1 protein-coding gene and 1 other annotated feature are annotated in these 1,310 nt (G+C 62.7%); the gene reads right to left on the bottom strand.

Going from position 1 to position 1,310, the window contains the following annotated elements; all coding sequences use genetic code 11:
- Window positions 1-22 precede the first annotated feature (22 nt).
- Window positions 23-1,263 (bottom strand): IS3 family transposase gene (locus tag AAHS21_RS31950; protein WP_342931260.1). Its coding sequence is split into 2 segments (ribosomal slippage): window positions 23-978 and window positions 978-1,263, totalling 1,242 coding nucleotides; the frame shifts between segments, so codons are not numbered across the junction.
- Window positions 872-988, bottom strand: a sequence feature (AL1L pseudoknot). (Overlaps the previous gene by 117 nt.)
- Window positions 1,264-1,310: the final 47 nt, after the last annotated feature.

Raw genomic sequence — 1,310 nt, 5'->3', positions numbered from 1 at the left:
TGAACTGCCCCAGGTTTTGTTCCTAGTCGGTTGCGAGGGCCGGGGTTGGCTGGCTCGCGGGGTGTGAGGTGCCGGTGAGGGCGGCCTCGTACTCGACTGGTGTCCGGTAGCCGAGGGCTTCGTGCAGGCGTTCCTGGTTGTACCAGGCCACCCATTCGGCGGTCGAGAGTTCGACGTCGTCGATGCATCGCCAGGGTTTACCGCGGTTAATCAGCTCGGTCTTGTAGGCGGCGTTGACGGCCTCGGCGAGGGCGTTGTCGTAGCTATCGCCGCGCGAGCCCACGGATGGGGCGATGCCCAGTTCGGCCAGTCGATCGGTATAGGCCAGCGATAGGTACTGCGATCCGCGGTCGGAATGATGAATCAACTCGGATAGATCGGTATTCGACTGCCACACAGCATGATTGAATGCCTGCAGGGGAAGATCCTCGGTGCGCATCGTGGTCGAGACGGCCCATCCGGCGATCTTCTTCGTACAGGCGTCGGTGACGAACGCGGTGTAGCAGAATCCCTGCCAGGTCCGCACAAAGGTGATGTCAGCGACCCACAGCCGGTTGGGTACTGGGGCCTTGAAGTGGCGGTTGACCAGATCGGCCGGCCGCGCGTCGGCCGGGTCGGTGAGGGTGGTGAATACCGGCTTGCCGCGCTGCACACCGCGCAGCCCGGCCTTGCGCATCAACCGCCGGGTCTGTTCCCTGCCCAGGCGCCATCCGCGACGTTTCATCGCCGCATGCATCTTCTTGACCCCGTAGACCGAGTAATTCTGCCGGTGCACCTCACCCAGGTCGGCGATCAGTTGTTCGTCGCGGATTTCGCGATCCGACGGCGGGCGGGTCCGGGCGGCTCGGTAGCCCCGAGAGGTGAGGAATCCCGGGATTGCTGCCCGCAAGATACGGCAGATGAGCTCGACCCCGAATTGATCGCGATGCGCATCGATATAGGCGATCATTTCGTCGCGGGGCGGTCGAGCTCCGCTGCGAAAAACGCAGACGCAGACTTCAAAATCTCATTGGCTCTGCGCAAGTCAGCGACCTCACGCTTGAGGCGGCGGATCTCGGCATGCTCGGAGCTGGTCGTGCCGGGACGCTCACCGGCATCGACCTGGGCCTTGCGCCGCCACCGACGAACCGACTCCTCCGAAATACCAAGTTTGCCGGCCACAGACTTAATCGCCTCGAACTCCGATACTTCCGAGGCCTCCATCGTGGTGTCCAACAACCGCAACGCACGTTGACGAAACTCCGGCGAATACTGGCGGGGCATGTTCTCGATCCTCCTACAAAGATCGGAACAAAACCTGGGGCGGTTCA

It is taken from the genome of Mycobacterium sp. 050272 (assembly GCF_039023525.1).
Classification (GTDB): Bacteria; Actinomycetota; Actinomycetes; order Mycobacteriales; family Mycobacteriaceae; genus Mycobacterium.
This window is presented reverse-complemented; position numbering and strand designations above follow the sequence as displayed.